Below are 26,168 nucleotides of genomic sequence, written 5' to 3'. Positions count from 1 at the left end.
GTGAGGGCCGACGCCAAGCCTTTTGTCGTGGCCGACGCTATCTCAATATAGCGGCTATACTCCGGCGCTTTAAGCCATTGCGCATACAGGGAGCACTTCGTGTCGCCGAAGGATTTATTGCTGGCGTTAGTCGTCGTGATGGCATGGGGCGTCAATTTCGTCGTCATCAAGGTGGGGCTGCACGGCGTGCCGCCGATGTTGCTGGGGGCCTTGCGGTTTACGCTGGCGGCGGTGCCGGCCGTGTTTTTCGTCAAACGTCCGGCGCTGCCCTGGCGCTGGCTGGTGGCATATGGCGGCACGATTTCGCTAGGGCAGTTCGTGTTTTTGTTCTCTGCGATGTCGCTGGGCATGCCAGCGGGTCTCGCCTCGCTCGTGTTGCAGGCGCAGGCGTTTTTCACGCTGATTTTTGCCGTGCTGTTTTTACAGGAACGGTTTCGTCTGCAAAACGCCATTGGGCTGTTGATCGCCGCGGTGGGGCTGGCAGTGATCGGCATGGACGGCGGCCACACGATGACGCTGACTGGTTTTGCGCTGACCTTGTGCGCTGCCGTGTCATGGGCGCTGGGCAATATCGTGACGAAGAAAATCGGCGCCTTTGGCCCGATTGATCTGGTGGGGCTGGTGGTTTGGGGCAGCGTGATTCCGCCGTTGCCGTTTTTCGCGCTGTCGTATCTGTTCGAAGGGCCGCAACGGATCGGGGTGGCCCTCTCCGGGATCAGTGCCGCGTCGATTGGCGCGGTGGTGTATTTGTCGTTTGTGGCGACGCTTCTGGGCTATGGCCTCTGGAGCCGTTTGCTGTCGCGTTATCCGGCCAGCCAGGTGGCGCCGTTTTCGTTGCTGGTGCCGATTGTTGGACTAGCCTCGGCGGCGTTATTGCTCGATGAGCATTTGTCGTTGCTCGCGCTGGGCGGTGCCGCGCTGGTCATGGCCGGGCTGGCGGTGAACGTGTTTGGCGGCTGGATTGCGCGGCGTTTCGGCGTTTGATACCGCGCTGAACTTGGGGCGGCCCAGCCCGCCCCAGCCCGCTCCGCCAAGACCCGTGCCGCGCCGCCTAGGTCATGCGGTTTTTCGACAGCGGCGGATTGGCGGCGAAATAGCGCTTGATGCCATTCAGAATCGAATCAGCCATTTTGTTGCGATAGGCGTCGTCGTTCAGGCGGCGCTCCTCATCGGGATTACTGAGAAAAGCGGTTTCGACCAGAATCGACGGAATATCCGGCGCTTTCAGGACGGCAAAGCCGGCTTGTTCGACCGAGCCCTTGTGCAGCTTGTTGATACCGCCAATTTCTTTCAGCACGAAGCTGCCGTAGCGCATCGAGTCGCGGATTTGCGCGGTGGTGGACATGTCGAATAACGCGCGGTTCACCGTGGCGTCCGCTGATTTGATATTGATGCCGCCGATTTTGTCGGAGGCGTTTTCCTTGTTCGCCATCCAGCGGGCCGCGGCGCTTGAGGCGCCATGTTCGGAGAGGACGAATACTGATGAGCCGCTGGCCGAGGGCGTGGTGAAGGCGTCGGCATGGATCGAAACGAACAGGTCGGCACCGACCCGGCGCGCTTTTTGTACCCGGACATTGAGCGGCACGAAGAAATCGGCGTCACGCGTCATCATGGCGCGCATGTTGGGCTGGGCGTCGATTTTCGCGCGCAGCTTTTTGGCGATATCGAGTACGACGTGTTTTTCATACGTGCCGCTAGCGCCCACGGCGCCGGGGTCTTCGCCACCGTGCCCGGGGTCGATGGCGATGGTCAGCAGACGCGTGGTGCCGCCGCCCGATTTGGGCGTGGTGAAGCCGTAGCTGTCGTCGGCGTTGTCTTTGCGCGCGAGGACGCTGGGTGGCGTGGCGGTAGTCGGGCCTGACGCCGGAGCGGGCCCGGGTTTGGCGGGTGGCTTGCTGCTGAGAATCGGCGGCAGCGCCGCACTGTGCGTGGGCGGAGTCGCGGGCGGGGGGGCGGCGCTGTTGCCCGCGTAGCGTTCGAAGAAGGCTTCGCTATTGTTATCGGCCATGGGGGGCGCGCCTGGGCCGCTCAGTGCAGCGGGCGGCGTGCTCTGGCTGTCGTTCAGGCGTTGCTCCTTGCGCTCGCTCTGCGCTAGCAGTTCCATCAACGGGTCAGGGGCGACCGCCGGATAAAGATCGAACACCAGCCGGTAGCGATATGTGCCAACCGGCGGCAGCGTGAAGACTTGGGGTTTAACCGAGCCTTTCAGATCGAACACCATGCGCACGACATGCGGTTGATACTGGCCCACGCGCACCGCTTCGATTTGTGGATCGTTAGGGGTGATCTTTGACACCAGGTCTTTCAGCGCCTGGTCGAGTTCAAGCCCGTCCAGGTCGACCACCAGGCGATCAGGGCCTTCGAGTAGTTTTTGTGTGTTTTGCAGCGGCTGGTCGGATTCGATCGTCACGCGGGTGTAATCGCGCGCGGGCCACACACGCACCCCAAGTACCGAACTGGCCCACGCCAGACGCGGGGCGATCAGGCCGAGCACGAGGCAAGAGGCTCCCGCGCGCAAGATTTGCCGGCGCTGCCCATTATGGCCAGCGCTAGCGGTGGATTCGATCGAATGAAACGGTTTGATCAGCATCTTTCGAGACATGCCTTTCCTGATTCGCTGTAGGCCCGTGCCATGAGCTGGCGGCCAGAGCCGCTGCTGTCGAGGTCGAGCGAGAAGACAAGATCCGGCAGGCCAAGCAGCGCGCCTGCCCGCTGGGGCCATTCGACAAGGCAAATCGCACCGTGGCCGAAGTAGTCGCGCAAGCCCGCATCGGCCCATTCGGCCGGATCGGTGAAACGGTAGAGATCGAAGTGATACAGCGCAAGTTCCCCATCGGGCTGATCGACCGTGTAGGGCTCAACGAGCGTGTAGGTAGGGCTGCGCACGCGTCCCGTGTGGCCCAGGCCGTGCAGGGTGGCGCGCACCAGCGCGGTTTTGCCTGCGCCGAGCTCTCCGCTCAACTGAATCTGGAGGCCGTGAAACGACGTGCCGCTAGAGTGCCGCAGTTCGCTGATGGCTTCCGCGAGCTGGGCGCCAAAGGCGCGCGTGGCGGCTTCAGTGGCGAGCGTGAACTGGCGCTCGAACAGCACGGTGGCGGATGACGGGAGCGCGGAATCGGGCGGGACAGGCATTCTCGTAAAATAGCGTGATGAAGCGAAGTCCTGAAAGTCCTGAAGAACCCACTGTGTCTGAGTTTGGCGCGCCGCTCCCGGTTTATGAACCGGGAGCGGCGCGCTCATTTGATGCGGCAACGCTAGCGGTTTTGGCGCAGCGTATCCGTCACTGGGGCGAAACGCTGGGTTTTGCCGCCGTGGGCATTAGCGATACCGACCTCGGGGAGGCGGAAGCAGCGCTGGCTGCATGGCTTGAAGCCGGTTTTCACGGCGAGATGGATTATATGGCGAAACACGGCATGAAACGCGCGCGGCCTGCCGAACTGGTGCCGGGCACGTTGCGTGTGATCAGCGTGCGGCTGGCGTATTTGCCCACTGCCACACTGGGCGGTGCGGATGCGGATGCGGCTGGGGCTGGGGCGGCCGACTGGCGCACGGCCGAGCAGGCACGTCTCGCTGATCCCTCGGCAGCGGTGATATCGGTGTATGCCCGTGGCCGCGATTATCACAAGGTGATGCGCCAGCGCTTGCAGCAACTTGCGCAATACATTGAAAGCGCCATTGGGCCTTATGGCTATCGCGTGTTCACGGATTCCGCGCCGGTGCTGGAGGTGGCGCTGGCGCAAAAGGCGGGCCTCGGCTGGCGTGGCAAGCACACATTGCTGTTGCAGCAGGATGCGGGCTCGCTGTTTTTTCTCGGTGAAATATACGTCGACGTGCCATTGCCGACCGATGCGCAAACGGCCCCTGAGCGTGCACCGCAAACCGCGGGTGCACATTGCGGCAGTTGCACGCGCTGCCTGGGGGGCTGCCCGACAGGTGCGATTGTTGCGCCTTATCGGGTTGATGCGCGGCGCTGTATTTCCTATCTGACGATCGAGCTTAAAGGTAGCATCCCCGAAGCATTGCGGCCGCTGATTGGCAACCGGGTCTATGGCTGTGACGATTGCCAGCTGGTATGTCCCTGGAACAAGTTCGCCCAGGCTTCGCCGGTGGGCGATTTCGATGTGCGTCATGGGCTCGACCGCGCAACGCTCGCCACACTGTTCGCGTGGAGCGCGGACGATTTCGACACCCGGATGCAGGGTAGTGCGATTCGCCGGATTGGCTATGAGCGCTGGCTGCGCAATCTCGCGGTGGGCATGGGCAATGCGTTGCGCGCCGATCGGGCTAGCCTCACGGAAGAGGCGCGGCAAGCGATCGTGATGGCGTTGCGCCGCCGTGCCGATGATGCTTCGCCGCTGGTGCGCGAACATGTGTGCTGGGCGCTTGAGGCGGCATAGCGTGGGGCATTGTCGTTGTCGTTGCCTAAGGCCGCTGGGCTTGCTGAGACCGTTCAAGCCCGCGTTTTTCTGAAAACTGCTGTGCCCTCGCAAGGAGTGCCGTGATGTGGAGTGCCGTGATGGATGCCCCCTTTGGCAAGGTTGGCATTCGTGTTGCCGCCAGCCAGGTGCGCGAGATTGTCTACTTGCCGCGATCGAGCGCGCTCATCGCGCCTGATACGCCATTGGCGCAACAGGCCGTCACGCAGATCGAACGCTATTTCGCCCAGCCGTACGCCGCGTTTGACCTGCCTCTGGCGGATCTGGGCACGCCGTTTCAGCGACGTGTCTGGCATGCGATCAGCGCGATCCCGCAAGGCCAGGTGTTGACCTACGGGCAGTTGGCGCAGCAGATCGGCAGTGTGCCGCGCGCGGTGGGACAGGCCTGCGGCTCGAACCGGTGGCCGCTAGTGATTCCCTGCCATCGGGTGGTCGCGGCGAATGGCATCGGTGGTTTCGCGCATCATGCCGGCGACGATTTTTTCCGCCAGATCAAAGGCTGGCTGCTGGCCCATGAGGGCGTTTTGCGCTTTGCGGCATGAGCGACACGGGCGACATGAGCGATACGGGCGACACGGGCGACACGGGCGGCACGGGCGATACGGACGGATTGGATGGCATGGACCAGGCCGTGGCGGCGGAATCCGCGGTTGAGTTGCTGCAACGGGCGAGCATCGCCTCGATCGATACGTTTTGCGATGCGTTGTGGCTTGAGCATGGCTTGTCGTCTAATACCATCGAATCTTATCGTAGCGATTTGCGCATCTTTTCCCAGTGGCTTGCGGCGGCGCGCACGGTGTCGCTGGATGCGGCCAGCGAAGCCGATCTCGATGCCTACAACGTAGTGCGGCAGCGCGATCGGCCGACATCGTCCAACCGTCGTCTTTCGGTGTTTCGCCGGTATTACGCTTGGGCGGTACGCGAGCATCGCGCCAGCACTGATCCGACCTTGCGCTTGTGCTCGGCGAAACAGCCGATGCGTTTGCCCTCGACGCTGACCGAGACGCAAGTCGAAGCGTTGCTGGCGGCACCGCCAGTGGATACCCCACGGGGCCTGCGCGACCGCACGATGCTCGAACTGATGTATGCGAGCGGCTTGCGTGTCACCGAGCTGGTTACGCTGAAAACCGTCGAAGTCAGCCTGAATGATGGTGTTGTGCGCGTGATGGGCAAGGGAGCGAAAGAGCGCCTGGTTCCATTTGGCGAGGAAGCGCATGCCTGGATCGAACGATATTTGCTTGTGGCCCGCCCAGCGCTGCTGGGAGAGCATGCGGCTGATGCGCTGTTTGTCACGAGCCGGGCTGAAGGGATGACACGGCAACAGTTCTGGCACATCGTGAAGCGTCGTGCGGCGGCAGCGGGAATCCATGCCGCGTTGTCGCCGCATACGCTGCGCCATGCTTTTGCCACGCATTTGCTGAACCACGGCGCGGATCTGCGCGTGGTGCAAATGCTGCTTGGCCATAGCGATATCACGACCACACAGATTTATACCCATGTCGCCCGTGAGCGGCTCAAAGTGCTGCATGCACAGCATCATCCGCGCGGTTGATGTGCCGCGCGCTATGGTTCTATTGCCATGCCGCGCAGATGCCGAAGCCGCCGGCGCCATGCCAGGAGCGTGCGCTGAGCCGCTGCCGCCCCGCCGGAAGCCCCGGCGGGAGGCCGGCATACCTTGGTGGTGGATCACAGCAATTCGCGCAAACGATGCTTGAGCAGCTTGCCCGTTGCAGCGGCGGGCAGTGCGGCGAGGACACGGATTTCGGCGGGGCGCTTGTAGGGCGCCAGACGGGCGCTGCTCCAGGAGATCAGTTCGGCGGCCGTCACCTGGGCCTGCGCGCCCAGTTCGACGAAAGCGACGACTTCCTCATTGCCTTCGACTGCCCGCCCGATCACGGCGGATTGCACGACGTCCGGGTGGGCATTGAGCACCTGTTCGACTTCGGCCGGATACACGTTGAACCCTGAGCGAATGATGAGCTCTTTGCTACGGCCCACCACGTGTAGCGCGCCATCCGCGTCTTGCCGCGCCAGGTCGCCTGTTTTCAGCCAGCCCTGCGCGTTGACCGTGAGGCGGGTTTGCTCCGGATTGCGGTAATAACCGAGCATCACGTTTGGACCGCGGACCCATAACTCACCGATTTCGCCGCTTGCCGCGGGTGTGCCATCCGGCAACATGAAGCAGACTTCGATACCCGGAATGATTTGCCCTGCCGAGGTGTCAGTGCGTGGCGCGTCGAGCCGGGTCTGGGCGATGGTTGGGCTGCTTTCGGTCATGCCGTAGCCGTTGTGCAGCACGAGGCCGTAGACGCTTTCGGCACGCGCCTTGAGCGCCGCATCAAGAGGGGAGCCGCCCGAGTAGGCAAAGCGCAGATGCGGCGCCACCCATGGCAGGCGCTGAGTGTGCAGATGCTCGAGAAGCTTGGCGTGCATCGCGGGTACGCCCTGGAAGATCGACACGTGTTCGTGGGCCAGCGCATGACGCACGGCTTCGGGCACGAAGCGCGGCGCGAGCCGCAGTGTCGCGCCTGCGTACAGGCTGCCGAGGCATACGGAAGCCAGCCCATACACATGCGAGACCGGTAACACGGTGTAGACCACATCGCTGGGCTCAATCCGGCGCAAGGCGCTGGACAGGGCGGCGATAAACAGCAGGTTGCGATGCGACAGCATCACGCCCTTGGGCGTGCCCGTGGTGCCGGTGGTATAGATCAGTGCCGCACATGGGCTGTGGCTGGTTGCTGCGGGCTCTGCCGTGACCGTGTCATCGCAGGTATAGGCCCACTGGCCAATCTCCAGACCGTTGCCAGGTGCGGGCGCACTCTGTGCCTGGTGCTGCTGTGCATGCCGTTCGGCATCGCGCGAAGTCTCTGTGACATAGGCCACGACGCGAGGCCGTGCATGGGCCCGGATGGCGTCGAGTTCCGGAGCGGATAGCCGCGCATTCGATACAAGTGCCCACGCATCGAGTTTGGCGCTGGCGAGTAGCAGCACGATTTGCGCGATGCTGTTTTCAGCGACGATCATGACCCGGTCGCCGCGTTGCACCCCCCATTCGCTTAACTGGTTGGCCGTGGCATCGATGGCCAAGACGAGTTGCGCGCGGTTCAGGCGGCGGGCGTCTTCGATGAGCGCGATGGCTTGCGGATCGCTGGCCGCGTTGCGGCGGGCAATGTCGCTGATGCGTGCAGGCAGCGCGGCGAGTAGCGCGGGAATATCGTCGGGGCCAGGCGAGACGCTGGCGTCTGGGTTTGCGTTCAGGCCTGCGCCTGACACGATGCTTGAAGCGTGCGGCAGGGACATCAGTATGGTCTCCTTGACAGGGCGGTAGCCATGAACGTTGTGCGCTTGTGCCGCCAGTTGCCGAGCGATCGTGCCATAGCCGCTGGGCACGCACAATCAGCCATTTGGCTAGTAGCGTGATCAACAAAGCCACCTTTACAATGCGCCGATGAGCAAATCCCGACATGTTTCTGAAACCCCTGCCACGCAGTATTTGCGTCGCCATGGCGTGACGTTTGGCGAGCATCCCTATGTGTATGTTGAGCATGGCGGCACGAAAGAATCCGCCCGGCAGCTTGGCGTGGATGAGCACCACGTCATCAAGACACTCGTGATGGAAGATGAACACGCCCGGCCGCTGATTGTGCTGATGCACGGCGATCGCACGGTTTCAACCAAAAACCTGGCGCGGCAAACCGGGGCCAAGCGTATCGCGCCCTGCAAGCCGGAAGTCGCCAACCGCCATTCGGGCTATCTGGTTGGTGGCACGTCGCCGTTTGGCACCCGCAAACCCATGCCGGTTTATGTCGAAGCGAGCGTGCTGGCGCTGGAAACCATTTGGCTGAACGGCGGGCGGCGTGGGTTTCTGCTGAGTCTTGCCCCCGTCGTATTGACGACGCTTCTCAATGCCACACCTGTGCAATGCGCTAGCCTCGAATAAGCGGGGTGGCTTGGGGTGGATCGGGGCGAATCAAGGGAGGCCGCCTTGATCTGCTGCTGGCTGCGCGCCTGTTATTACAAGCATTACAAGCGGCTTCGGTAGAATGCGCGCTTGTCTCATTTTTGCCCGCAGCGCGCTCGCCGCACGCGGCGGGCGTCCTCGCTCTCTAATAATGACAAGAGTCTTTCAATGGAAAACCTGATTGTCGCCGTTGCCGCTTATCTCATTGGCTCGGTGTCGTTTGCTGTGGTGGTGAGTGCGATGATGGGGCTGGCTGATCCACGCTCATACGGCTCACAAAATCCCGGCGCAACCAATGTCCTGCGCAGTGGCAACCGCCTTGCCGCTGTACTGACATTGCTTGGCGATGCTTTTAAAGGCTGGCTCGCGGTGTGGCTGGTGGGCCATTTCGGGCCGCGTTACGGCCTGGACAATACCGCCGTGGCGGTGGCTGCGCTGGCGGTGTTTCTGGGTCATCTTTATCCGCTTTTTTTTCGCTTCAAGGGCGGCAAAGGCGTGGCGACTGCCGCAGGCGTGTTGCTGGCGATCCATCCGGTACTGGGCCTGGCGACGCTGCTGACCTGGCTGATCGTGGCGTTTTTCTTTCGTTATTCGTCGCTGGCGGCGCTGGCGGCAGCGGTGTTTGCCCCGCTGTTCGATGGGTTTTTATTCGGTGTGAATAGCGTTGCGCTGGCCATCACGTTGATGAGCGTCTTACTGATCTGGCGTCACCGCAGCAATATCGCCAAGCTGGTTGCGGGGCAGGAGAGCCGGCTGGGCAGCAAGCCGGGGGGCGGGAAGCTCGAGGCCGAGCCCGAGCGCCGGCACTAAATAAACGAGGGGGCGTGGCGCGTGATTCAGCGCATGAGCCCCACCTTGTTAGTCGCGGAAGTTATTGAAATCGAGCGGGGTGTCGGTCACATCTTTGCGCAGCATGGCCATCACGCTTTGCAAATCGTCCCGCTTGGTACCCGCAACGCGTACTGCATCGCCCTGAATACTCGCCTGGACCTTGATCTTGCTGTCCTTCACGAGCTTGACGATTTTTTTCGCCAGATCGCCGGAAACCCCTTTTTTGACTGTCACGACTTGTTTGACCTTGTCGCCGCCAATTTTTTCGATCTTGCCGTACTCAAGAAAGCGCACGTCCACGCCGCGCTTGGCCATTTTTGACAGCAGGACATCCTTGACCTGGCTGAGTTTGAATTCGTCGTCGGCGAAGGCGGTCAACTCACGTTCTTTTTGTTCGACGCGGGCGTCTGAACCCTTGAAGTCGAAACGTGTGGCGATTTCCTTGTTGGACTGCTCAAGGGCATTTTTCACTTCGATCATATTTGCTTCTGAGACGACATCGAACGACGGCATGACATTCTCCTGTTGAACCTGTGTGCGGCCGCCTGTGCATGAGCCAATGCGCGTAAGCCGGAGGGCGGGCCTTAAGGGGTCGCTATAATGGCGCGGGCGTCATTTTACCGACGCCTTTCCTGTTTCCCCAAGACAGTTACAGCCAGAGAAGGCATTTCGCCCTCGTCGTCCTCGTTTTGACCCGATTCCAATGCTTCAGCCCGACGCCTCCCGCGACGTTTTCCACGATGCTCCCGCTTTCCTCGCCGATTATTCGTTGCGGGCACATCACACGTTTGGCTTCGATGTCCGGGCGCGTGTTGCCTGCCAGATCGAGCGTGAGACGCAACTGCGCGCCGCATTGCAGGCCGCGCCGTTTGCGGCGTTGCCGCGGCTAGTGTTGGGCGGAGGGAGCAATATCGTGTTCACCCGCGATTTCGACGGGCTGGTGTTGCACATTGCGCTGCGAGGGCGGTGCGTGGTCGCCGAAGACGACGATGCGTGGTACGTCGCCGCCGCAGCAGGAGAGAACTGGCATCAGTTTGTCTGCTGGACACTCGCACAGCGCATGCCTGGCCTTGAGAATCTCGCCTTGATTCCCGGTACCGTGGGCGCGGCACCGATTCAAAATATCGGCGCTTACGGGCTGGAAATGGGGGAGTACCTGTTTTCGCTATGCGCGCTTGAGCTGGCCACTGGCCGCGCGTTCGAGTTTTCCGCGGCGGCATGCCGTCTGGGTTACCGGGACAGCTTCTTCAAGCAGGAAGGGCGCAATCGTTTCGTGATTACGTCGGTGAAGTTTCGCTTGCCGAAAGCATGGACGCCGCGTGCGGGCTACGCCGATCTCGAACGCGAACTCGCCGCACAAGGGCGCGATGTGGCGCCCGATGCACAAGCGATCTTCGATGCCGTGGTGGCGGTACGGTGTGCCAAGTTGCCGGATCCGGAGGTGCTGGGCAACGCGGGGAGTTTTTTCAAGAATCCCGTGATTGAGGCGGCTCAGTTTGCTGCGCTGCGTGCGCGTGAACCCGGGCTCGTGTCGTATCCGCAAGCGGATGGCCGGGTCAAGCTGGCGGCGGGCTGGCTGATTGACCAGTGTGGCTGGAAAGGCCGCGCGCTGGGCCCGGCAGCGGTGCATGAGCGCCAGGCGCTCGTGCTGGTGAACCGGGGCGGCGCGAGCGGGGGGCAGATTCTGGCGCTCGCGCGCGCGATTCAGCATGACGTGGCCGAGCGCTTTGGTGTCGCGCTGGAGCCGGAACCGGTTTGCCTGTAACGCGCGCAAAACCTTGTGCCCAGATAAAACCCCGCTGGATGCCAACCAGGCAATCCAGCGGGGTTTTATTTGGCAGGACGGCACGGCGCGCAATGCGCCGTGTCGCGTGAACTACGCGTGAACTACGCGTGAACTACGCGTGAACTACGCGTGAACTACGTTAACCGCGTTGACGGCGAGCGTTTTCGGCGATCCGCATGCGCAGCGCATTGAGCTTGATGAAGCCGCCTGCATCGGCCTGGTTGTAGGCGCCGCCATCATCGTCGAACGTGGCGATGGTTTTATCGAATAGCGTTTCTTTGGAATCGCGCGCAACCACCGTGACGCTGCCTTTATAAAGTTTGACGCGCACCCAGCCGTTGACCTTTTGCTGCGTATGGTCGATCAGGACTTGCAGCGCGCGGCGCTCCGGGCTCCACCAGTAACCGTTGTAAATTAGCGCGGCGTAACGTGGCATCAAATCGTCTTTCAGGTGGGCGACTTCACGGTCGAGCGTGATGGATTCAATGCCGCGATGCGCCTTGAGCATGATCGTGCCGCCAGGCGTTTCGTAGCAACCGCGTGACTTCATGCCGACGTAGCGGTTTTCGACCAGATCGAGCCGCCCGATGCCATGTTTGCCACCCAGGCGATTGAGCTCGGTCAGCATGGCGGCGGGCGAGAGGCGCTGGCCGTTCAGTGCGACCGGGTCGCCGTGTTCATATTCGATGTCGAGGTATTCGGCTGCATCCGGTGCGGCTTCTGGCGAAACCGTCCAGCGCCACATCTCGGCTTCGGCCTCGGCTTTCGGGTCTTCAAGGTGACGGCCTTCAAACGAGATGTGCAACAGGTTGGCGTCCATCGAATACGGTGCGCCGCCTTGCTTGTGCTTCATTTCGATGGGAATGCCCGCTTTTTCCGCGTAGGCCAGCAGTTTTTCGCGCGAGAGCAGATCCCATTCGCGCCATGGGGCGATGACCTTGATACCGGGTTCAAGCGCGTAGTAGCCGAGTTCGAAGCGGACCTGATCGTTGCCTTTACCGGTCGCGCCATGCGAGACCGCTTGCGCGCCGCTAGCGCGGGCGATTTCAATCTGGCGTTTGGCGATCAGCGGACGCGCGATCGAGGTGCCCAGCAGATACTCGCCTTCGTAGATCGTATTGGCGCGGAACATCGGAAACACATAGTCGCGCACGAACTCTTCGCGCAAGTCTTCAATGTGGATGTTTTCCGGCTTGATGCCCAGTTGCAGCGCTTTTTTGCGCGCGGGTTCCAGCTCTTCGCCCTGACCGATATCAGCGGTGAAGGTGACGACTTCGGCGTCGTAGTTGTCCTGTAACCATTTCAGGATGACGGAGGTATCAAGGCCGCCGGAATAGGCGAGCACGACTTTCTGGGTATCGCTCATGGTGAACTCGTGGCAAAGAGGCTGGCTTTAAGTACCAAGCCGGTGGCGCGGGCCGGGACGGGCCGTCCGGCGCGCGAAAGGCGCTATTTTGACATTAAACCCACAGCGTTTTGCATTTTTGCGTTTTACTTTCCGGGTTGGCGGCCTCGGGCCTTGCATCTCCGAAACGCTGTACAGAGGCCGCCACTGCGCCACTGCTTTAGTGATTAAGCTTGCCGAGCAGCAGGAACTCCATCAGCGCTTTTTGCACATGCAGGCGGTTTTCAGCTTCGTCCCAGACGACGCTTTGCGGGCCGTCGATGACTTCGGCGCTGACTTCCTCGCCGCGATGGGCGGGCAGGCAATGCATGAAGAGCGCGTCGGGGTTGGCACGGGCCATCATCGGCGCATCGACGCACCAGTTGGCGAAGGCCTGCTTGCGCGCTTCGTTTTCAGCCTCGTAACCCATGCTGGTCCAGACGTCGGTCGTGACGAGGTCGGCTCCCACGCAGGCTTCGTGGGGATCGGCGAATTCACGGTAAAACGGCGCGCTTTGCGGCGTAAGTCTGGCGGGATCGAGCGCGTAGCCCGCGGGCGTTGACAGGTGCAGGGTGAACCCGAGGATTTCGGCGGCTTCGATCCATGTGTAAAGCATGTTGTTCGCGTCGCCGATCCATGTCACGGTTTTGCCGCGAATGGGCCCGCGTTGTTCGACATAGGTGAAGATATCGGCTAGCACCTGGCAGGGGTGGAACTCATTGGTGAGCCCGTTGATGACGGGCACCCGAGAATTTTCGGCAAAGCGCTGGATGATGTCCTGGCCGAAGGTGCGGATCATGATGATGTCGACCATCCGCGAGATGACTTGCGCGGCGTCTTCGATGGGCTCGCCGCGGCCCAGCTGGGTGTCGCGCGTGCTCATGAATACCGCGTGACCGCCGAGCTGGAAGATGCCCGCTTCGAACGACAGGCGAGTGCGCGTCGAGTTTTTCTCGAAGATCATGGCCAGCGTGCGGTCGTGCAACGGATGGTAGGTTTCGTAGTTCTTGAATTTGCGTTTCAGAATGCCGGCGCGTTCGAGCACGTATTCGTAATCGTCCAGCGAGAAATCCTTGAACCGCAAATAATGGCGAATTTTCTTGGTTGTCATGAAACGGAGGTCACACCTGCAGCCGGCGACAGGGCCGGGCCGATGCTGTAATTGAAAGAGGGTTGAAAATTGAAGACAGGCCGAAGCAGCATAAAGGATTTTACGGCGTTTGACGAGTTGGCCAAAAGGCTTGCCGGACAAGGCTTGAGCGGGTTGGCTGAATTTTTGCGGGGCCTGGAACGTCACGCGAGCAGGGCGGCTGCGCTATAATTTCGGGGTTTTTGTCTGTCCGGCAAGCTAGCTCATGTGTTGTGCAGTGGTGGTTGTGCAATGCGGTGTTGTGCAGTGTGAGCACATCGTGCGCATTGTGCGCATCGTGCGCATCGTGCAATACGTGGCGCTTACCGTGTCTCTGTGAACCATGGTGGGCATAGGGCCGGATTTGCATACGCAGCAGCACCCACCCGATGTGCCGGCAACTCCCTGAGCCGGGCGCCGTACAGGTATCCCTACATGGTCGAAGTACCTCCAACCGAATTCTTTATCCAAGGCATCACCAAAAGCGGCAAAAAATTCCGGCCGAGCGACTGGTCGGAGCGGCTCGCGGGTGTGCTGTCGTGTTTCGGGCCGGGGGCGCGGGGGCCGAACGCCCGTCTGCAATATTCGCTCTATGTGCGCCCAACCTTGCTGGGCGATCTCAAGTGCGTGATTCTGGATTCGCGCTTGCGCGATATCGAGCCGATGGCTTTCGATTTCGTGATGAATTTCGCCAGAGACAACGATCTCGTTGTGACCGAGGCTTGTGAGCTGCCGCCGGAACACGGTACGCAAAAAGGCAGTGCCCGTTATCAGGGGCGCCCGGACGAGTAGCGAAGTCGCGCACGTGATGGTGCGCGACGATGCAAAAACGCCTCGCAGTTCAGACTGCGAGGCGTTTTTTATTACGGCCAGCATGCTGGCGGAGTCGCTGCTCAATTTCCGTTCAGATCTTGGGCGAGTTCGGCGGAACGAACACTTCCAGCCCATCAGTGCGCTGGCGGGTGAGATAGGTTTTGATCGCCGTTGCACTGACAGCAGGGTATCGTTTTGCAGCCAATGCTACCCACGCGTCACGGTAGCGGAGCCAGGCCCGCTGTGTTTCGCGGATACCTGTGGCGCTGATCGCACCCCACATGGATTCTTCGGCTGACCGGCTACGTGGACGCTGCGTGAAGCGATAGGCCTTGTTCAGCGCTTTGTCGGCTTGTTCAAACGCGGCCTTGGAGGCGCGGGGAAATTTTCCTTTTTCCAGCAAGTCGAGTGTTTCAGTAAAACTATCTTCTTGTGAGGAACGCGCCGCGGCGGCATAAGCGTCACTTGCCCCGTCTGTCCTGTCGATTTCGGATTTGGCGTAAGTATCGAGATATGAGTTCTTCGCTTTTTCGAGCGTAGCAAACGCATTTTTATCCGCGGGGCTCCATGCTTGAGTGATGGCGGCCAGGCGTTGTGCGCGGGCGGCCGAATCGAAGGATAGTTTTATCGCATCGCAATGCTTGCTGCCTGCCGTGCTGCTAACGTCATCGCATTGATCGAATTTCTCAGTTGATCCATCCGAGAGCATTTTTCGAAGATGAGTCGCGCTTTCCAGGAGATCAGGAAACGGGCCATCGCGGGAGGTGCACGCTATTTTCAGGGCAGCCGCAACATCGCGCTGAACGCCGTATCCGTTCGCGTACGACATCGTCAGTACTTGCCGGTCGTTCTTTCGCAAGGCGCATTGGTATGCGGCCTTGTAATCGGGATGACCGCCTGGGGCGTAATAAAGCGCTTCGCAATCCTCGTCCCCTTTTTGTCCTGACTTAGGGTTGAGGTCTACGCCAGGCACAACCTTGTTTTTCACCGGTGCGCAGATTTCCAGGAACGGATCGGTTGACTTTGAGGACGGGCCGTCTTGCGCTGGAGCTGCATGGACGGTGATCAGATTCAATGTCAGAAGAAGTGGGCCAAGCTTGAGAAAACGCATTTTCGTTGTCCGGAGCAAAACTGCAGTAATTTGAGATAGCGTTGGTTTCAGGCGAAAGTTTCAGGCGAAACATGGGGGAGGTGCCCCAACCGGAAGCCATAACGTTATCCCTGCGCTGTCGGGCGGCATCGCAAAATTAATTTCGCAATTATACGGAGAGAATAGTGAGCGCTCCTGTCTTGTGGGAAGGCCGGTGTTGCCCGATCCTGTGCGCTAGTTGCCAGGTGTTTGAGGCTACAGCTTCGTGTACGTGATCTGCCAGCCTGAGCGAGCCTGAACGATCGCAGGCTCGCTGTTCGCGCGATTAATTATCGGTTGAAGCAGGGGGATTTAAAGAGGAACACTGCGGAGGAGCACTGCGGAGGAGCACTGCGGAGGAGCACTGCGGAGAGTCGCTGCGCCAATGAGGTTGGCGGCGTTGAAACAGAAAAAGCCCGCTGCGGCGGGCTTATCCAGAAACTGAGCCAGAAACTGCGAGGCTTTTGTGCTGCGCTGAACTTAGGCTGCGGGAGCTTGCAGGCCTTTGATCGCGGCTGCGAGGCGGCTTTTATGACGTGCTGCCTTGTTCTTGTGAACGATTTTCTTGTCGGCGATGATGTCGATGGTTTTGGCTGAAGCCTGGAAAATTTCAGCAGCCTTGGCCTTGTCGCCACTGTCGATCGCCTTGCGCACGGCCTTGATGGCTGTACGGAACTTCGAGCGCAGCGCCGAGTTGTGCGAGTTGGCCTTGGCGGCCTGGCGAGCGCGTTTGCGTGCTTGTGCTGTGTTAGCCATGACGGTTCCTTATCCTGTTCCTGTTTGCAGCCCGGCTGTTAAAGGTGACCGGACGCTGCTTTTAGATCCGAACCCTTGGAAGCGATTGCCCAAGGGCGCAAAAATATCGAAGAATGACTGATTCAGCGAAGCGAAATCACGCTAGTGCTGCCCGTGTTTGATTCACCCGACTCATCCTCAGACTCATCTCCCCACCTCCACTTCCACTTCCACGTGCGCTGTAAAGCCGCGTTGCAAAGCCGGTTAATACAAGCAATACAAGCGGTTACAGCGAGGTGCAAAGAATGAAGGCGCGAGCAAGCGAGCTTCGAAACCGGCGATTATAACAACAAAATCAGCCATATGCGAAAAAACCAGCCTCGGCCACGCCTCAGCCAGGCGGAGGGCCGTGACCGCTGCGAGATAACGCGGACTAAATCGCGTTCTGGCTCGTCGGGAGTGGGTGGCATCCGTATAATGAGCGCCCCATGAATCTCTTCAGAGCCTTGCTGACGGTCAGCGGCTTCACGCTGTTGTCGCGCGTGACCGGACTGGCCCGTGAAACGCTGATCGCGCGCGCGTTCGGCGCTAGCCCCTACACCGACGCGTTTTACGTCGCCTTCCGTATTCCCAACCTGTTGCGCCGTATTTCCGCCGAAGGTGCATTTTCGCAGGCATTCGTGCCTATTCTGGCCGAATTCAAGAACCAGCAAGGCCATGACGCGACCAAGGCGCTGGTCGATGCGACTTCGACCGTGCTGGCGTGGGCGCTTGCGCTGCTCTCACTGATCGGCGTGGCGGGGGCTTCGTGGGTCGTGCTGATCGTCGCTTCTGGCTTGCGCGCCGAGGGCGAGGCCTTCACCCTGGCCGTGACGATGACGCGCATCATGTTCCCGTACATCGTTTTTATTTCGCTCACGTCCCTGGCGTCGGGCGTACTCAATACCTACAAGAACTTCTCGCTGCCCGCGTTCGCTCCCGTGCTGCTGAATCTCGCTTTTATCGCGGCGGCGGTGTTTGTCGCCCCCTATTTGCAAACGCCCGTATATGCGCTGGCATGGGCCGTGATTGTCGGCGGCGTGCTGCAGTTCATGGTCCAGTTGCCCGGGCTGAAGAAAATCGGCATGTTGCCGCACATTGGACTGAACCCGTTACGTGCGCTGGCGCATCGCGGCGTGAAACGGGTGCTGGCGAAGATGGTGCCCGCGATGTTTGCCGTATCCGTGGCGCAGATCAGTCTCATTATCAACACCAATATTGCTTCGCATATCGGCCCCGGCGCGGTGTCATGGATCAATTACGCCGACCGTCTGATGGAGTTTCCCACTGCGCTGCTGGGCGTGGCGCTGGGCACGATCTTGCTGCCAAGCTTGTCGCAAGCGCATGTCGATGCCGATGCGCACGAATACTCAGCGCTGCTCGACTGGGGTTTGCGTGTGACGTTCCTGCTTGCCGCGCCGAGCGCGGTCGCGCTGTTTTTCTTTGCCGAGCCGCTGACGGCGACGCTTTTTCATTACGGCAAGTTCGATGGCCATGCGGTGGTGATGGTCGCGCGGGCGCTGGCCGCTTATGGCGTTGGCCTGATTGGGCTGATTCTGATCAAGATTCTGGCACCCGGTTTTTACGCCAAGCAGGACATCAAGACGCCGGTGAAGATCGGCATCGGTGTGCTGATCGTGACCCAGATCGGCAATCTGGTTTTTGTGCCGCTGCTAGCGCATGCCGGGCTCACCTTGAGTGTGGGGCTTGGCGCGTGTGTGAATGCGCTGCTGCTTTTCATTGGTTTGCGGCGGCGCGGGATTTACATGCCATCCCAGGGCTGGTTGCTGTTTTTTGCCCAACTGGTAGGGGCGTGCTTTGTGCTGGCAGGGGCGATGCACTGGTTTTCGGGCAGTTTCGACTGGATCGGCCTGCATGCCAGACCGCTTGAGCGTATCGCGTTGCTTGGCGCATGCCTTGTGTTATTCGCCGTACTTTATTTCGGTATGCTCTGGGCGATGGGTTTTAAATACACTTATTTCAGACGACGAGTGGCGTGATGGGTATAACCCGGGTTCTCGATTATTTCAGTACGCTCGTCGCCGAAGATGAGAGCCTGCCGCTGACCGAAGCCGTGCTAGCGCTGGCCCAGGATGCCTATCCGGATCTCGATATGCAAGGCACGCTGGCCGAGCTCGATGCGCTGGTGCTGCGTTTGCAGCAACACTTGCCGGACGACGCCAGCATCGAACACAAAGTGCTCCAGCTGAACGATTTCTTTTTCCGTGAGCTGGGTTTCTCCAGCAATACCAACGATTACTACGATCCCGACAACAGCCATTTGAATATGGTGCTCAAACGCCGCCGCGGGATTCCGGTTTCGCTGGGTGTGCTGTATCTGGAGATGGCCGGACAGATTGGCATTCCCGTGCGTGGCGTGTCGTTTCCAGGGCATTTTCTGCTGCGTGTGATGACGCCTGCGGGCAATGTGATGCTCGATCCGACCACGGGCCATTCGCTTTCCGAAGGCGAAATGATCGAAATGCTGGAGCCTTATGTCGCCACGGCTGGGGAATCGGTGGGACGGGCGCTGCGTTTGCTGCTGCAACCGGCCACGCGGCGCGAGATCGTCGCGCGAATGTTGCGTAATCTGAAGGCCACTTATTTGCAGACGGAGCGTTGGCAGCGCCTGCTCGCGGTGCAGCAACGGCTGGTCATCCTGTTGTCCGACAATATCGAGGAGGTGCGTGACCGTGGCTTCGCGTATGCGCGGCTCAACTATCTGCGCCTCGCACTGGAAGATCTCGAACACTATCTGGGCGACCGGCCGGATGCAGACGATGCGGCTGCCGTCGAGACGCAACTGCACGAGTTGCGCCAACGTGCCCAGCAGAACAATCACGACTGATTTTCAGCTTCACTTTTCACGTTTTGCCTCTTGCTTCTCGCTTCAAATCCATTGAGTCAAATTCCTCTCACACCGCTACTGCTCACGGTTGAGCCGCGCTTTTAGCGGTGTTTTATTTCGGCTGCATCCGAATCGCACCATCGAGCCGGATCACTTCGCCATTGAGCATCGGATTGGCGAAAATCTGCTCCACCAGCATGGCGTATTCAGCGGGCTTGCCTAGACGGGGTGGGAACGGCACCATCGCGCCGAGCGCGGCTTGCACCTCTTGCGGCATGCCTAGCAGTATGGGTGTTTCGAAAATACCTGGGGCAATCGTCATCACGCGGATCGCGTTGCGAGCGAGGTCTCGTGCCAGTGGCAGTGTCATGCCCGCGATGCCCGCCTTCGATGCGGCATACGCGGCTTGGCCCATTTGTCCGTCGAAGGCCGCGACGGATGCGGTGTTGACGATGACTCCCCGTTCGCCGAGCGCGTTCGGTTCGTTTTGCGCCATCGCGGCGGCCGCGAGCCGCACCATGTTGAAGGTACCGCCCAGGTTGATCGAGAGGGTGCGGACAAATGCCTCGAGCGGGTGCGGGCCTTCCTTGCCCAGGGTTTTGATCGCGGGGGCGATACCCGCGCAATTGATGAGCCCGCGGACGATGCCGAACTGTGTGGCCGCGGCGATAGCCGCTTGCGCATCGTCTTCCCGGCTGACGTCGCAGCGCACGAAGCGTCCGCCAAGCGTTTGAGCGAGCGCCTGGCCCGCGTCCTCGTTCAGGTCCGCGAGGACGACCCGGCCGCCCTGTTGCGCGAAACGTTGGGCGGTTGCCGCGCCTAGCCCGGAGGCGCCGCCCGTAATCAGAAATACATTGCCGTTGAGATCCATGGTGTCTCCTCCAGGTCAGGGTTTTCTGCGAACTGATTCTAACGGCTGGCAGGTGTCTGGCTGCGTAAACACAAACACACAAAAACGTAAACACAAAAACGCACAAAAACAAAACCCGCCAGGATGGCGGGTTTTGTGGGGGATGCGTTTTTGGGCCATCAGGCCAGAACAGGCAGCCGCCCAGGGCTGCTATTGGCCGCTATTGCAGCGCGGCAAACACGCGCGAGCGGATTTCATCGACGCTGCCCATCCCTGAAATGCGGCGGTACTGCGGCGCTTTCAGTGGTGTGGCCGGGTCGCCCTGTTGTGCCCAGCGGGTGTAGTACTCGATCAGCGGACAGGTTTGTGCCACATACACATCAAGCCGCTTGCGCACGGTTTCTTCCTTGTCGTCGTCGCGCTGGATCAGCGGCTCGCCGGTGATGTCATCGCGGTTCTCGACTTTAGGCGGATTGAAGCGTGTGTGATATGTCCGGCCTGACGCGGCATGAACCCGGCGCCCGCTCATGCGCACGATGATTTCATCGAATGGCACGTCGATCTCAAGCACGTAATCGATCGCCACGCCTGCCTGCTTCATGGCTTCGGCCTGAGGCAGCGTGCGCGGAAAGCCGTCGAACAGATAACCGTTGGTGCAATCGGGCGCAAGCAGGCGCTCTTTGACCAGATTGATGATGAGCGTGTCCGGGACGAGTTCGCCTGCCTCCATATAGCGCTTTGCTTCGACGCCGAGCGGCGAGCCCGCCTTGACCGCCGCACGCAGCATGTCGCCAGTGGAAATTTGTGGAATGCCGAATTCGGCCTTGATGAAGTTTGCCTGGGTGCCCTTGCCCGCTCCGGGAGCGCCCAACAGGATCAAACGCATGTGATATCTCCAGATCTGTGTAAATGCTGTGCGCTGCTGGCGGCGGTTTGCCCTGCGTGAGCGCTTATGCCGGCCTCATCGAGTTCCGTCGCACGGCACAGTGAAAATGGCAGTGCGAAGGAACGGGTGACGCGGACAAAAGGGAACTGGGGCCAGGCAAACCCGGGCGTCATTGCCGACGCGCGATGTTGCAGCGAGGGGTGCGCAAAACGTCCGATTATGCCACGGCTTATTCTGCCGCTGAACCAAATAGCGACTGCACACGTGCGAGATCGGCGGGGGTGTCGACGCCAGGCAGGGGCGCTTCGCGGGTGAGCAATACCGCGATCCGTTCGCCGTGCCACAGGGCGCGCAACTGTTCGAGCGCTTCGGCTTGCTCAAGCGGTGACGGGCTGAGCATCGGATAGGCGCGCAGAAACTGCGCGCGATAGGCATACAGCCCGATGTGACGGTACACCGCCATCCCGGCGGGGGGGGCGGGCAGAGAGGCCTGTCCAGACCATTGGGACAGGTAGGCGTCACGTGCCCAGGGAATCGGTGCGCGGGAAAAATACAGCGCGAGGCCGCGCGCGTCGAGCACGACCTTGACGACATTGGGATTGAAAACGTCGGCGGCATCGGTGATGGAATGTGCCGCCGTGGCAATGGCGCAGTGAGGATGAGTGGCCAGATGCAATGCTACGTCGCGCACCAGCGCCGGGTCGATCAGCGGCTCGTCGCCTTGCACGTTGACGATCAGCGTGTCGTCGCTCCAGCCGAACTGGGCGGCGACTTCTGCCAGGCGGTCGGTGCCGGAAGGATGGTCAGCACGGGTGAGCACCGCGTCGAAACCATGCGCGCGAGCGGCGTCAAGCACCGCGGGCGCGTCGGATGCCACCAGCACCTGCTGCGCGCCGGAAGCGCGCGCGCGCTCGGCAACGCGCACCACCATGGGTTTGCCGCCGATATCGGCGAGCGGCTTGCCCGGCAAGCGGGTGGACGCCAGACGTGCAGGCACGACGGCAATGAAAGGCACGATGCTGGAATCGGTCATGGAATGGCGGGGAAGAGGGCTGCGGGGCTGCGGGGCTGAAGGGCTGAGGGGCTGAGGGAAGCCAGAGGGGGAAAGCCGGAAGCGGGCCTGGCCCCCGATCTCCAGGCCGGCCAGGATCGGGCTGGGCTGGAGCGGCAGGCTGAAGCCTAGTTGTCGGGCGTCGCTGGCGGTGGTTCGACGACGGTGCCTTCAACGGTTTGCCGGGCTTCATTGACGAGCATGACAGGAATGCCGTCGCGGACTGGATAAGCCAGCTTGTCCACGCTACAGACCAGTTCCTGGGCTGGGCGCACATAACTGAGAGGGCCCTTGCACAGCGGGCAAACAAGAATTTCAAGCAAGCGAGCGTCCACGAAGTTTCTCCACAACAAAAGCAATGAGGCGAGGGTCAAGCACGGCATCGACAGGGACAACCCAGATTCGTGCGTCGTGCCAGGCGGCCAATTTTACTGCATCCTTTTCCGTGATCAGGATGGTGTCGGCATCGGCGCTGGCGAAGGGGTTGCTGGCAAAGGCGTAATGATCGGGCAGCGCTTGTGTGCGAGGGGTGAGCCCCGCTGCACGCACGGTGGCGAAGAAGCGCTCGGGGGCGCCGATACCGGCGGCGGCCAGCACCCGTTCGCTATCGAACTGGGTGAGCGGCCGACGCAACGCGGGATCATCGAGATGCCAGGCTTCGCCGGGAGTGAGATCGAGCGCGAAAGTATTCGGCCAGGGCGGAAGCACGCGATCGTAAGGATTATTGATGAGCGTTGCATCACGCTGGCGTGATAGCGGCTCGCGCAACGGGCCAGCGGGCAGAAGAAAACCATTGCCGCCGAGCCGATGATCGAACACCACGATTTCGACGTCGCGCTTGAGCCGGTAATGCTGCAAGCCATCGTCGCTGACGATCACATCGACTTGCGGGTGGGCCGCACACAGCGCTTGCGCGGCGGCAACGCGATCAGGATGGACCCAGACGGGCGCGCCTGTGCGGCGGGCAATCAGCACGGGTTCATCGCCTGCGGCACTTGCCTGGGACGCCGCCGTGACAGCGGTTGGCCGGTGCAGTTTGACGCCATAGCCGCGCGACACGACGCCCGGCGTGAAGCCTGCATGACGCAAGGCTTCGACCAAAGCAATCACGCTCGGGGTTTTGCCGGTGCCGCCGACAGTGACATTGCCGACCACCACCACCGGCACGGGCAGTTGCACCGTCTTGAGCCAGCCCAAGGCATAGGCGCTGCGGCGTAGACCGGTGAGGGCGCCGAACAGGCATGCCAGCGGTGTGAGCGCCCAGGCCAGTGGACCGCGCTGCTGCCAGGCGCGGGTCAGGTGTGTTTCGAGCGTGGCGCGCAAACCGCTCATGAAAACTGCGCGCTCAACGCGCTGGTTAAGGCTGACATCGGTGCGATTCTCCGGGAAGGGGCGGGGACAGGGCTTCGGCGATAGACCGGCACCGTGAAGATCGGCGCCTGCCGGTGGTTGTCTGGCGGTTGTCTGGCGGTTGTCTGTTTGTTCCGGGCAAGGCGGAGATGATGCGGAAAAAAGCGCCCAGCGCTGCCCTAGCCTGAACCCGGCACTCTAGCGCGCGAGCCCCTCGCCCGGCAAGCCGCGCATCGCATGTGAACGTTTTCAGCGGAAAGGCAGATCAGCTTCATGGCCAGGCGAGATGCGCTGCAATCTGTGGATAACTTTGTGGAGAAGTTGCTGTGACATGTCCTGAAAGGGCCGCCAAACCTTGCTTGTATCGCTATACCCACGTATTTTAGGGATAAAAAACAAATATAAATCATATGCTTATGATGAGATTTGTGGCGCTGGCAGGCAATTGTTACAAATTATGGATGCAGCCCGGAAATTGTGAACACTTTGTTCTCTCCACGTTATGGCGGCTGGACGCCGATGGCTGTCCGGTCTATTGTCTGGGCCGATCTTGTGCAACGGGTGTTCCGTATGACTTTCTCTCAGATGACGCAGGCCATGTCTTCCGGCGCTGATGTCGTGGTGCCGGTTTCGGCGCTGAACCAGGCCATTGGCTCGATGCTGGAGCGTTCGTTTCCGCTGGTTTGGGTGGGCGGTGAAGTCTCGAATTTCACTCGTGCCGCAAGCGGGCACTGGTATTTCTCGATCAAGGATGCGCAGGCGCAGATGCGCTGTGTGATGTTTCGCGGCCGGGCGCAGCACGCGGGATTTCTGCCACGTGAAGGCGACCATATCGAAGTGCGTGCGCTCGTCACGATGTACGAGCCGCGCGGTGAATTGCAACTGAATGTCGAAGCCGTACGCCGCACTGGGCAAGGACGGCTGTACGAGGCGTTCCTCAAGCTCAAGGCGCAACTCGAAGCCGAAGGGCTCTTTGCCGCCGAACGCAAGCGGCCCTTGCCGCTGCATCCGCGGGCGATCGGCATCGTCACGTCGCGCGAGGCCGCCGCCTTGCGCGACGTGCTGACCACGCTCGCACGCCGTGCCCCGCATGTTGCGCTGATCGTTTATCCCACACCGGTGCAAGGTGCCGGCGTGGGCGCGAAACTCGCGGCGATGGTCACGACGGCGAGCGCGCGGCGCGAAGTGGATGTGCTGATCGTGTGCCGTGGTGGCGGCTCAATCGAAGATCTCTGGGCCTTCAATGAGGAAGTGCTGGCGCGCGCGATTGCCGCGAGCGCGGTGCCAGTGGTGAGTGGTGTCGGTCACGAAACCGATTTCACGATCGCCGATTTTGCCGCCGATGTCCGCGCGCCTACGCCGACCGGTGCCGCAGAGCTCGTGAGTCCGCCCCGCGCGACGTTGCTGCGTGAACTCGGGCAACGCCACGCCATGCTGGCGCGCGGCTTCGAGCGCTTGCGCGAGCGGCGCGCGCAGCAACTCGACTGGCTCGCGCGACGGCTGGTGTCGCCCACGGAGCGCCTGGCGCGGCAACGCTTGCACTTGCAGCAACTGGCAGCACGTCTGGCGTCTGCTGGCGCGCGCCCTGTGCGCGATGCCCGGGCTCGCTTCGCGCTATCGCAGATGCGCTGGCAACGCTGGCGTCCAGATCTCGTCGCGCATCAGATCCGGCTGACAGGGTTGGCCTTGCGTCTCGATCAGGCATTGCAATGGCGGCACGAACGCCACAGCGCCCGCGTGACGACGCTGGCCGCGCGGCTTGAAGTGCTGAGCCCGCAGCGCACGCTGGAGCGTGGTTACGCTGCGCTACTCGACAGCCGGAATGGTCGCGCGCTGCGCACGCCAGCGAGTCTCAAGCCTGGGCGTCATCTCACGCTGCATCTCGCCGAAGGCACGGCGGACATCACGCTCGCTGACGTGCAGCCGCGTCTCGGCAGCGATCTATAACACGGTTCAGGAAGCGGACTAGCATAGCTATCGAGCACCTGACGTAGGTAAATACCGCTGGTTTGCGGGGTTATTCCAACTCGCCTACAATTCCTGGTCCTACGGTGTCATCCGCAGAACTCCCCCACGAACAGAAAAGGAACAACATCATGGAACATACGCTCCCGCCGTTGCCTTACGCTAAAAACGCGCTTGCCCCGCATATGTCGGAAGAGACTCTCGAGTTTCACTACGGCAAGCATCACCAAACCTATGTGACAAACCTGAACAATCTGATCAAGGGCACGGAGTTCGAAAGCCTGCCGCTCGAAGAGATCGTCAAGAAAGCCAGCGGCGGTGTTTTCAATAACGCCGCGCAAGTCTGGAATCACACCTTTTTCTGGAACAGCCTGTCGCCGCAAGGTGGTGGCGCACCCACCGGCGCACTGGGTGAGGCGATCAACAAGAAGTGGGGCTCTTATGACAAGTTCAAGGAAGAGTTCGCCAAGACCGCAATCGGCACGTTTGGCTCAGGCTGGGCATGGCTCGTGAAGAAGGCAGACGGTTCGCTGGACCTGGTCTCCACCAGCAACGCAGCGACACCGTTGACGACGGATTCAAAGGCACTGCTGACAATCGACGTTTGGGAACACGCGTATTACATCGACTATCGCAATGCTCGTCCGAAGTTTGTTGAAGCATTCTGGAACATCGTCAACTGGGATTTCGCCGCGAAGAATTTTGCGTAAGCTTGGGCGCTCGGTTGATCATTGCCGCGTGGCGACTCAAGTTGGCGCGCGATAAGGTTTGAAGATTGTTGTGGTGCAAAAAGCCCTCCGTGTGAGGGCTTTTTGCTTTCAGGGCGCCTGGCGGAGCATGAGGTTCATGCATGGTGCGCTACTTCTCCAGTTCTCTCCTTCAGCTTGGCTGAACCAGTCATGGCCCATGCAACGTTTCCCTTTGAGTAGCACAGCGTTTTGATCCCAATGAGCACCGACGTACGTGAGCAGT

Annotated in this window: 25 protein-coding genes; 12 read left to right on the top strand and 13 right to left on the bottom strand. The window is 60.9% G+C overall.

The annotated features are described in order from the left end of the window. Window positions 1–99 precede the first annotated feature (99 nt). Window positions 100–984 carry an EamA family transporter gene (locus tag GH657_RS11905; protein ID WP_153100983.1) on the top strand — a complete coding sequence of 295 codons (885 nt, stop codon included), beginning with the start codon at window positions 100–102 and terminating at the stop codon, window positions 982–984. Window positions 985–1,051: 67 nt separating this feature from the next. On the opposite strand, the gene GH657_RS11900 is transcribed toward GH657_RS11905, so the two are convergent. Further along, the gene (locus tag GH657_RS11900; protein WP_153100981.1) at window positions 1,052–2,602 is read right to left on the bottom strand and encodes an N-acetylmuramoyl-L-alanine amidase; all 1,551 of its coding nucleotides are present in this window, start codon (window positions 2,600–2,602) and stop codon (window positions 1,052–1,054) included. Beyond that, entirely contained in the window at window positions 2,584–3,132 is a 549-nt protein-coding gene (tsaE, locus tag GH657_RS11895) for a tRNA (adenosine(37)-N6)-threonylcarbamoyltransferase complex ATPase subunit type 1 TsaE (RefSeq protein WP_153100968.1), read from the bottom strand. The genes GH657_RS11900 and tsaE overlap by 19 nt, the downstream gene beginning before the upstream one ends. Window positions 3,133–3,149: 17 nt before the next feature. Here tsaE and queG point away from each other — a divergent pair, with 17 nt between their 5' ends. The 3 genes from queG to xerD all read left to right on the top strand — a co-directional run bounded on the left by queG (window position 3,150) and on the right by xerD (window position 5,988). Next, a complete protein-coding gene (queG, locus tag GH657_RS11890) occupies window positions 3,150–4,397 on the top strand; it encodes a tRNA epoxyqueuosine(34) reductase QueG (protein ID WP_153100966.1) in 1,248 nt (415 codons plus the stop codon). 104 nt (window positions 4,398–4,501) lie between these two features. Then, window positions 4,502–4,978: a methylated-DNA--[protein]-cysteine S-methyltransferase gene (locus GH657_RS11885; protein WP_153101743.1), complete on the top strand. Its 477-nt coding sequence runs from the start codon at window positions 4,502–4,504 to the stop codon at window positions 4,976–4,978. Between the two features lie 77 nt (window positions 4,979–5,055). Continuing rightward, window positions 5,056–5,988, top strand: a complete 933-nt coding sequence (gene xerD / locus GH657_RS11880) for a site-specific tyrosine recombinase XerD (protein ID WP_153101742.1) — start codon at window positions 5,056–5,058, stop codon at window positions 5,986–5,988. A 134-nt stretch (window positions 5,989–6,122) separates the two neighbouring features. Here the strand turns inward: xerD and GH657_RS11875 are convergent, their stop codons facing one another. Then, complete coding sequence (locus GH657_RS11875) at window positions 6,123–7,739, bottom strand: class I adenylate-forming enzyme family protein (RefSeq protein ID WP_153100965.1); 1,617 nt, start codon at window positions 7,737–7,739, stop codon at window positions 6,123–6,125. A 148-nt stretch (window positions 7,740–7,887) separates the two neighbouring features. On the opposite strand from GH657_RS11875, the gene GH657_RS11870 reads away from it, so the two are divergent. Further along, on the top strand, window positions 7,888–8,379 hold the full coding sequence (locus GH657_RS11870; protein WP_153100963.1) for an aminoacyl-tRNA deacylase: 492 nt from the start codon (window positions 7,888–7,890) through the stop codon (window positions 8,377–8,379). Window positions 8,380–8,568: 189 nt separating this feature from the next. Continuing rightward, a complete protein-coding gene (gene plsY / locus GH657_RS11865; protein ID WP_153100961.1) occupies window positions 8,569–9,210 on the top strand; it encodes a glycerol-3-phosphate 1-O-acyltransferase PlsY in 642 nt (213 codons plus the stop codon). Window positions 9,211–9,258: 48 nt separating this feature from the next. Here plsY and GH657_RS11860 read toward each other — a convergent pair whose 3' ends face one another. Further along, window positions 9,259–9,744 (bottom strand): YajQ family cyclic di-GMP-binding protein, encoded by a 486-nt coding sequence (locus GH657_RS11860; protein WP_153100959.1) that lies wholly within the window; start codon window positions 9,742–9,744, stop codon window positions 9,259–9,261. A gap of 190 nt (window positions 9,745–9,934) precedes the next feature. Here GH657_RS11860 and murB point away from each other — a divergent pair, with 190 nt between their 5' ends. Then, window positions 9,935–10,996 (top strand): UDP-N-acetylmuramate dehydrogenase, encoded by a 1,062-nt coding sequence (gene murB, locus GH657_RS11855; protein WP_153100957.1) that lies wholly within the window; start codon window positions 9,935–9,937, stop codon window positions 10,994–10,996. 160 nt (window positions 10,997–11,156) lie between these two features. Here the strand turns inward: murB and GH657_RS11850 are convergent, their stop codons facing one another. After that, window positions 11,157–12,383 (bottom strand): argininosuccinate synthase, encoded by a 1,227-nt coding sequence (locus tag GH657_RS11850; protein ID WP_153100955.1) that lies wholly within the window; start codon window positions 12,381–12,383, stop codon window positions 11,157–11,159. Window positions 12,384–12,582: 199 nt separating this feature from the next. Next, window positions 12,583–13,512 carry an ornithine carbamoyltransferase gene (gene argF, locus GH657_RS11845; RefSeq protein WP_153100953.1) on the bottom strand — a complete coding sequence of 310 codons (930 nt, stop codon included), beginning with the start codon at window positions 13,510–13,512 and terminating at the stop codon, window positions 12,583–12,585. 453 nt (window positions 13,513–13,965) lie between these two features. Here argF and GH657_RS11840 point away from each other — a divergent pair, with 453 nt between their 5' ends. Then, entirely contained in the window at window positions 13,966–14,322 is a 357-nt protein-coding gene (locus GH657_RS11840) for a DUF3579 domain-containing protein (RefSeq protein ID WP_153100952.1), read from the top strand. 112 nt (window positions 14,323–14,434) lie between these two features. Here the strand turns inward: GH657_RS11840 and GH657_RS11835 are convergent, their stop codons facing one another. Continuing rightward, entirely contained in the window at window positions 14,435–15,454 is a 1,020-nt protein-coding gene (locus GH657_RS11835) for a lysozyme inhibitor LprI family protein (protein WP_153100950.1), read from the bottom strand. A gap of 498 nt (window positions 15,455–15,952) precedes the next feature. Next, the gene (rpsT, locus tag GH657_RS11830; RefSeq protein WP_153100949.1) at window positions 15,953–16,228 is read right to left on the bottom strand and encodes a 30S ribosomal protein S20; all 276 of its coding nucleotides are present in this window, start codon (window positions 16,226–16,228) and stop codon (window positions 15,953–15,955) included. 467 nt (window positions 16,229–16,695) lie between these two features. Between rpsT and murJ the strand changes: the two genes are divergently transcribed. After that, a complete protein-coding gene (gene murJ, locus GH657_RS11825; protein ID WP_153100947.1) occupies window positions 16,696–18,246 on the top strand; it encodes a murein biosynthesis integral membrane protein MurJ in 1,551 nt (516 codons plus the stop codon). Between the two features lie 5 nt (window positions 18,247–18,251). After that, on the top strand, window positions 18,252–19,094 hold the full coding sequence (locus GH657_RS11820; protein ID WP_153101741.1) for a SirB1 family protein: 843 nt from the start codon (window positions 18,252–18,254) through the stop codon (window positions 19,092–19,094). A gap of 112 nt (window positions 19,095–19,206) precedes the next feature. Here GH657_RS11820 and GH657_RS11815 read toward each other — a convergent pair whose 3' ends face one another. The 5 genes from GH657_RS11815 to lpxK form a co-directional block, all read right to left on the bottom strand. Continuing rightward, entirely contained in the window at window positions 19,207–19,965 is a 759-nt protein-coding gene (locus GH657_RS11815; RefSeq protein ID WP_153100945.1) for a 3-hydroxyacyl-CoA dehydrogenase, read from the bottom strand. A 199-nt stretch (window positions 19,966–20,164) separates the two neighbouring features. Then, entirely contained in the window at window positions 20,165–20,830 is a 666-nt protein-coding gene (adk, locus tag GH657_RS11810; protein WP_153100944.1) for an adenylate kinase, read from the bottom strand. Between the two features lie 229 nt (window positions 20,831–21,059). Beyond that, window positions 21,060–21,863, bottom strand: a complete 804-nt coding sequence (kdsB, locus tag GH657_RS11805; protein ID WP_153100942.1) for a 3-deoxy-manno-octulosonate cytidylyltransferase — start codon at window positions 21,861–21,863, stop codon at window positions 21,060–21,062. A gap of 146 nt (window positions 21,864–22,009) precedes the next feature. Beyond that, complete coding sequence (locus GH657_RS11800; protein ID WP_153100940.1) at window positions 22,010–22,216, bottom strand: Trm112 family protein; 207 nt, start codon at window positions 22,214–22,216, stop codon at window positions 22,010–22,012. Next, complete coding sequence (gene lpxK, locus GH657_RS11795) at window positions 22,197–23,213, bottom strand: tetraacyldisaccharide 4'-kinase (protein ID WP_153100938.1); 1,017 nt, start codon at window positions 23,211–23,213, stop codon at window positions 22,197–22,199. The genes GH657_RS11800 and lpxK overlap by 20 nt, the downstream gene beginning before the upstream one ends. 588 nt (window positions 23,214–23,801) lie before the next feature. Between lpxK and xseA the strand changes: the two genes are divergently transcribed. Both xseA and sodB read left to right on the top strand, forming a co-directional pair. Continuing rightward, window positions 23,802–25,178 (top strand): exodeoxyribonuclease VII large subunit, encoded by a 1,377-nt coding sequence (gene xseA / locus GH657_RS11790; protein ID WP_153100936.1) that lies wholly within the window; start codon window positions 23,802–23,804, stop codon window positions 25,176–25,178. A 149-nt stretch (window positions 25,179–25,327) separates the two neighbouring features. Next, entirely contained in the window at window positions 25,328–25,906 is a 579-nt protein-coding gene (gene sodB, locus GH657_RS11785; protein WP_153100934.1) for a superoxide dismutase [Fe], read from the top strand. The last annotated feature ends 262 nt before the right edge of the window (window positions 25,907–26,168 follow it).

Source organism: Paraburkholderia hayleyella, assembly GCF_009455685.1.
Classification (GTDB): domain Bacteria; phylum Pseudomonadota; class Gammaproteobacteria; order Burkholderiales; family Burkholderiaceae; genus Paraburkholderia; species Paraburkholderia hayleyella.
The sequence above is the reverse complement of the archived record's forward strand: the minus strand, read 5'-3'. Positions and strand labels throughout refer to the sequence as shown.